General features: G+C 58.7%; 4 protein-coding genes and 1 pseudogene. All 5 read left to right on the top strand.

Translation table 11 applies throughout. From position 1 onward, the window contains the following. Window positions 1–1,035 (top strand): exosortase/archaeosortase family protein (locus H5U08_RS07665; RefSeq protein ID WP_297031838.1); only part of this gene is annotated, 1,035 nt, incomplete at its 5' end. Between the two features lie 162 nt (window positions 1,036–1,197). Next, window positions 1,198–3,462 (top strand): polysaccharide biosynthesis tyrosine autokinase, encoded by a 2,265-nt coding sequence (locus tag H5U08_RS07670; RefSeq protein WP_297031840.1) that lies wholly within the window; start codon window positions 1,198–1,200, stop codon window positions 3,460–3,462. A gap of 276 nt (window positions 3,463–3,738) precedes the next feature. Next, a complete protein-coding gene (locus H5U08_RS07675) occupies window positions 3,739–5,406 on the top strand; it encodes an MraY family glycosyltransferase (RefSeq protein WP_297031842.1) in 1,668 nt (555 codons plus the stop codon). Between the two features lies 1 nt (window position 5,407). Further along, window positions 5,408–6,160 carry an exosortase C-terminal domain/associated protein EpsI gene (locus tag H5U08_RS07680; RefSeq protein WP_297031844.1) on the top strand — a complete coding sequence of 251 codons (753 nt, stop codon included), beginning with the start codon at window positions 5,408–5,410 and terminating at the stop codon, window positions 6,158–6,160. 62 nt (window positions 6,161–6,222) lie between these two features. Further along, window positions 6,223–6,735, top strand: a pseudogene (locus H5U08_RS07685) (hypothetical protein); the annotation flags it as partial.

The following is a 6,735-nucleotide window of genomic DNA, read 5'->3' on the forward strand; positions in this document are numbered from 1 at the left end:
AGGTTGGCTGAGTTAAGCAGCAAGAATTACGAAATGATCGAAAACGCAACAGAAGTGCAGCGACAGGTCGTGAAAATGCAGCACACCGGAGAAGATCGATCCGCTCAGGGGGTGAACAAACCGCCCCACTTCCGGATCTGGGTGGCTTTCGCGGGATTGCTTATTGTTCTCGTCGTCATCTTCTGGGACGCCCTTCTCGTCCTTGTTCAGAGATGGGCTAAAGAGGCCGACTACCATCATGGATTTTTGGTGCCGATTTTCGCGGGATATCTCTTGTGGAGACGGCGCAAACTTCTCGGTGACTTCAATTCTTTGGCCGTCACTCCATCCGCGCTGGCGGCCGGGGTCCTGTGTCTCGTCCTGGCTGGGGTCACGCGAGCGATTTCCGTGCTCTACTACGTGCGGATCGTCGATCCGGCGGCGGTGATCCCTGCTTTTATGGGGATCGTCTTGTGTTTATTCGGGTGGCGAGGTCTTCGCTGGGCCTGGCCGTCGGGCGTGTTCCTTGTCTTCATGCTGCCCATGCCGGGAGCGGTGGCCACCTTGTTGAGTCATCCGCTGCAACGGGTGGGAACTCTCGCCTCCACTTTTATCATCCAAACCTTGGGGATCCCCGCTATCGCCGAGGGCAACGTCATCACGCTTCGCGAAGGACAGCTCGAAGTTGTGCGGGCATGCAGTGGTTTGAAAATGATGAGCCTGTTTTTTGCCGTGTGCTGGGGGGCTGCGTTTCTCAGCGATCGCCCCTGGCTCGATCGCCTGTTGATGATTATCAGCGCGCCCCCAGTGGCCCTCGTTGCCAATATCCTACGAATCACGTTGACCGCGGTCCTGGTCGAGTGGGGGCTGACCAGCGCAAATTTGGATCACGAACTGGCCGGTTGGCTGATGATGCCCATGGCGGTCTTCCTCCTGTACGGTGAAATGGCCCTCTGGGACAGGATTTTTATCCCCGCAGAACAGGGCCCACCTCCTGTAATCACAGGAGAGTCCCTGCCCAAGAGTCTTGCGGCTCGACGGACCAGGTCCCATTAAGGAATTTGGCACAAATCTTGCACCAGTGGGTCTTTTCTACCCCCTGGAGTAATTCCATCAGGCAAAAGGTTGCGTGCAAGTTTTCTGCTGGACATAATAGGACACTGAGACTGGTACGGCACCTGTGAGGTTGCTGACGTGACACCGGAACGAGAAGCAGGCATGAGTGAACATCAACATCTTCCGGCACCAATTGGCCAGGAGCGCATTGGGGCGGCCAGGCCGTCTGGGGCGGCACCGATTTATCTGGACGCGGAATGGCAACCCATTCCCGCCATGGAAGCAGGGCAGGGTTTCGGGGCGTATCTCCACGCTTTACGCAGGCGGTGGCTGGCCGTCGCGTTTTTGGGAATACTGTGCGGAGCGGGAGCGGCGGCGGCCGCCTGGTTTCTCTTCATTCCGCAGTACACGGCAACGGCCCTCATTCGCGTTTCCTCGTCGGTTCAGTCGGTGCTGTTTCCCACGCAACAGGGCGCGGGGCCGAGTTTCGATATCTATAAGGCGACGCAGCTTGAATATCTTCGCAGCCGATTTGTGCTGGTGGCGGCTCTGCGACAGCCGGAGGTGGCCAGGCTTCCCTCCATCCGGGAGCAGATCGACCCGGTGCAATGGGTGAGCGAGCACCTGAGCGTGAGATTCCCGGGGAATTCGGAATTCATGAACGTGAGCTTCACAAGTACGCACCCTGAGGAAACCGCGGTCATCGTGAATGCGATCGTGGACGCGTACATGCGGGAGGTGGTCGATACTGAGCAACGGGAACGACGCCAGCGGCTGAGTGAACTGGATCAGCTCTATGCGGAAAAAGAGGCCGACGTCCGAAAGTTGGAAAACGATTTGAAGTCCCTCAGCCAGCAACTGGAAACCGGGGACAGTCAGGCGTTGAGTCTCAAACAGCAGATCACGTTGCAGCAGTTTTCAACGTATCGTAACGAGCTGATCAACGTTCAGTTGCGGATCCTGCGGCTTCAGGGCGAACTCTCCATCAAGAAGGCCATTCGAGAGAAGGCCGCGCAAATCCCGGTAACCGATCGCGAGGTGGAAGCAGCCGCGCGGACCGATCCGGTCATCCTCCAGCTCCAGCTTCGCGAGACCGAGCTGAAGAATTTGGTTGCGCAGACCCGTGATGTCGTACGGCCGGAGATCGCTTCCAGGTATGGGAACCGCTATCTCCAGGAACTGGCCGACGTACAGAATCGCATCAAGGTCCGGCGAGAAGAAATCCGCCAGGATTTGGAGCAGCGACGTGTCCGCGATCTGGACGAGGAAATTGAGAACATCAACTTTGAGCTTACCATCCTCGCACAACAGCAGGAGCAGCTTCAGAAGGAAGTGGAGAACGTCCGCCGTTCGGCAGAGACGTTCGGAAAGGGCTCCATCGAAGTGGAGTTTTTGCGAGCCGAAGTGGAACTGGCCAGAAAGACGCTGCAAACGATTGCTGAAGAACGCAACCGGCTGGCCATCGAACTGCGAGCGAAGCCCCGAATCACCGTAGTCCAGCGGGCAGAAGCTCCCCGGGTGGCGGATACGGACCGTCGCATTCAACTGGCGGTAATGGGTGGCTTGGCGGGTTTCATTTTGCCCGGTGCGTTGATTCTGTGGTGGGACGTGCGACGTAAGCCCGTCAACACCGCCCACGAGTTGCCGCACGCAGTCGGAGTCGATGTGTGGGGCACAATCCCGCTGGTCCCGACGCGAGCCCTGCAAATGCTTCCCGAGGAAAATGGTCGGTCACGCCGATACCAGCGGTGGCGAGCGCTGTTCAGCGAGTCGGTTCGTAAGGTGGCCGCCAGGCTCATCCGCGAGTCGGAGCACGAACGCTTGCAGGTGATCATGGTGACTAGCGCCGTCCCGGGAGAGGGCAAGACCACGCTCGCGTCCCAGTTGGCGGCCAGCTTGGCCCAGATGGGACAAAAGACCGTCATCCTGGACTTTGACCTGCGACGGCCGTCGCTCCACGAAGTCTTCAATATACCCATCAGCCCGGGTGTGAGCGAGGTCCTCCGGGCGGAGGTGTCGCTCAAGGACGTCGTGCGACCGACTGAGCTGGAGCACCTCTTCGTGGTGACAGCCGGCTACTGGTCGCCACAACGGATGGCGGTGCTTGCCAACGGAGTCATCGGCGGGCTGTTCCGACAACTACGTGAAGATTTCGATTTCGTGATCGTGGATGGATCACCTGTGCTCCCGGTGGCCGACACACGGTTCATCAGTACCCACGCCGACGGAGTTATCCTGTCGGTCGTGCGAGACATCAGCCGCGCTCCGCAACTTCGGGCTGCCCGGCAGGTGCTTGAAAGCTTCCATGTGCGGGTGCTGGGAGCGGTGATGACCGGCTCGGCCGAGGACGTATACTACGCGTATCCCTACCACTCGCCGATTGTCGAGGGCGATTCACAGTTCCAGGACGCTCCGGAACGGGGATGAATCGCCCCAGATACTCGGGCGGTCTCGGCTATTAGTATTGGGGGAACTGGCTGTAGATGACGGGGCACGTAGGATATGGGGCTACCTCTTATTTCATTGCACAAGGCAATTAGTATCTCGGCGACGCCTTATCACTTGGTAGAGCGAAAACTACGGGGCAATCGGAGGCCTTGCTGTCTCATTCACGATGAGCTCTGGCCAGATTCGGCGAGGAAAATGAAAACAGCCGCGGCGACATGGTGAGCTAATCGGGGAAAACCTCCAGGATTTGCAACGATGATCACGCAACCAATGGTTATTTATGCTGGGGTCAGCGCCGCAGCGGCGTTGTTCGTGAGTGCTGTTCTGACAGCGTTTCTCTGTTGGTTGGCGCCCAAGATCAATCTGCTGGACCATCCTGATGCCCGGCGAAAACTTCACGCCCGGCCCACACCACTTGGGGGTGGCGTGGCAATCTTCCTCGCGCTGTGCTTTGTTCTGGCGGCGAATTTTCTCCTGCCCAATCCCTGGGGGTTTCACATTCAGCGAGATTGGAACGACCTGCTCGTCCTTCTGCTCGCCTCCGGCTGGCTTGTGGGAGTGGGGCTCTACGATGACCGCTTCAATCTCCGCGGGCGATACAAACTTCTGGCACAGGTTCTTGCGGCAGTGCTCGTGGTGGGAGGTGGTTACAGCTTCGATCGGGCCGATATTTTCGGAGTATCCGTCACTCTGGGGGATTTCGGCCCGCTCATTGCCGTTATCTGGTTCTTAGGGACGATCAACTCCATCAATCTCCTGGACGGTATGGACGGTCAGGCGGGAACTTTGGGTGTCATCTTCAGCGTGACGATTGCCCTGATGGCCTGCCTCACCGGACACTTTGCTGTGGCGTTTATTGCCATCGTTCTTGCTGCCGCGATTCTTGGCTTCCTCATTTTCAACTTGCCGCCCGCGAAAATTTTTCTCGGCGATGCCGGAAGTATGTTCATCGGCCTGATCCTCGGTGTCCTCGCCGTGCGGGCGTCGATCAAAGGTCCCAGTACACTCATGGTGGCGACGGTGCTCCTTCTCTGGTCGCTTCCCATGCTCGACACCGCAGCGGCGATTGTCCGGCGAAAACTTTCTCGGAGAAGCATCTACAGCACCGATAGATTCCACCTCCATCACCAATTCATAGAAAAGCTGGGGAATAATACGCGTGCCCTTCTTCTCGTCACGGTGCTGGCATTCTCCATGGCTTGTGCGGCGGTTGCCACCCTTGTTGTCGGAAATGACTTGCTTGCCGTGGGATGCGGCACCACGATGCTTGTCGGACTGGTCGCCACGGGCCTTTTTGGCCGGGCAGAATGTCGCCTCATTTGGGCGGCTCTTCGCAAGGTGGGACGCCGTTTAAAACGGGCCTTTTCCCGACAGAATGACTGTGTTTGTGAAGGACTCCAGTTGAGCGGTCGGGGAACGTGGCAACACCTCTGGGAACAGCTTACCCAGCCCGCTTCCCAGTACAACCTCGTCTATGCCCGTATCGATCTGAATGATTCGCATCTGCGGGAAAACTACGTGGGAGAATGGCAGAGAAGCGGTCTTCCCGCGGACCTCCATCAACAGCCGCTCAGCCATCATGTTATTCCACTATGGGTGCACAACCGGGAAGTGGGCAAGATCGAGGCTGTCATCCTGCGTCAGGGTGAGACGTTCCAGCGGGATGTGGAGTTTGTCCTGTCTCTGGCCGACCCGTTTGAGGCCCGCCTTTATGAACTCGCTGGTACGCACGGTGTTGGGTTCTCGACACAGTCGCAATCGACGACGATTCCCACCCACATCGTCAAGCGCGTTGACGGAGCGGCGCATGAATGGACAGGCGGTGGCAACGGGAACGGCCATACACGCAAACAAGTGCTGCACAACCCACCCCAGCCGGCGACATCCCCACAGTTCCACCTTAAGCAGGAGGTTTCGCACTGACATGCCGCGGAAGAAAAAATCCATCCCCGTACTCGTTTCGGCACGCAGCCCCAAGCCTGAAGACAGAACCGGCAAGCCCTCGGAGCAAAAGATTTTGCTGAATATCAGCCTGCCGGTACGGGTCGCCGTCGTTGTCGCGGCGCTTATTCTGGTGGGCGTTGGAGCTCGCTGGGCGGCATCCCAGGCGGTGCCGAGTGAGGTCCGTCTGCCCAACCGCGACCAACTGCTCAGCTTCCCGTATCAACTCGGTCCCTGGAAAGGTGAAGATGACCCGGTCGATGAGAAAGTTCTCCAGGTCGTCGGGGCGGAACTGACGCTCAACCGTACATATCGCCAGTCGGCCGAGCGGTTCGTCGGCCTTCATGCGGCCGTTTTCACTCACACCGACTTTTCCCTTCCCCATCCCCCGGAACTGTGCTACGGAGGCACGGGCTGGAGGGTCCGAAAAACCCGCGACGTCCAGCTCAATCTTTCCGACGGCACAACCGGGACAATCCGTATCCTCACGTTGGAAAAGGAAACCGGCCAACAGACGGCAACCGTGCTATACTGTTATCAGTTGGCCGGGCCATTTGCCGCTGACCGGGACGCCGTCCGGCGACTCTTCTGGCGGTACCGAGGCCAGAAATCCCGGCCGCCCCTGGTTAAGGTGATGTTCCACCTGCCGGGGTCCGACAGCAGGGCGGAGGACGACGGCCTCGATTTTGCCCGGCGAACTTTGGAAAAACTGGCCGAAATGGAGAGGACCTGGTAGGCGGAAGATCGTCGCCATTACGAGCAGTACGCTGCATTCCAGGTTGCCGGATCAAGGAACCCATGCGAAACGATCCCACAGCCCACAATTCGATTCCCGACGAACTGGCCGCCGAAAACGGTCTGCCAGAGTCGGACTCTCTGCCTGCCGAGGACACCGCCGTGGTTGCCGATGAATTGACCACGGAATCCTTGGAATTGGGCGAGCAGGAGGACGTCCCTGGGCAGCCCGCCTCGCAAGCTGCGGCAGCTTCTCTGCCGGAAGACGTGCCGGTCACGATCATCCGTCCCACCAGTGGGTGGCGGGCCCTCGACCTGCGCGAAGTGTGGCGCTACCGCGAGCTGATGCTCACGCTCGCCTGGCGGGAAATTACAATAAGATACAAACAGACCTTCCTCGGTGCTGCTTGGGCCATCATCCAGCCCCTTATGACCACCGGCATCTTCAGCGTCTTGTTCGGACTGCTTTTGGGGAAAGGGAACGAGCCCAGCGCGGGCAATGTTCCCTACGCGGTGTCCACATTTTGCGCGATGCTCCCGTGGCAGCTTTTTGCGACTTCCCTCAATCAGTCGGGC

The sequence above is a fragment of the Thermogutta sp. genome (genome assembly GCF_014359955.1).
Lineage (GTDB): Bacteria > Planctomycetota > Planctomycetia > Pirellulales > Thermoguttaceae > Thermogutta.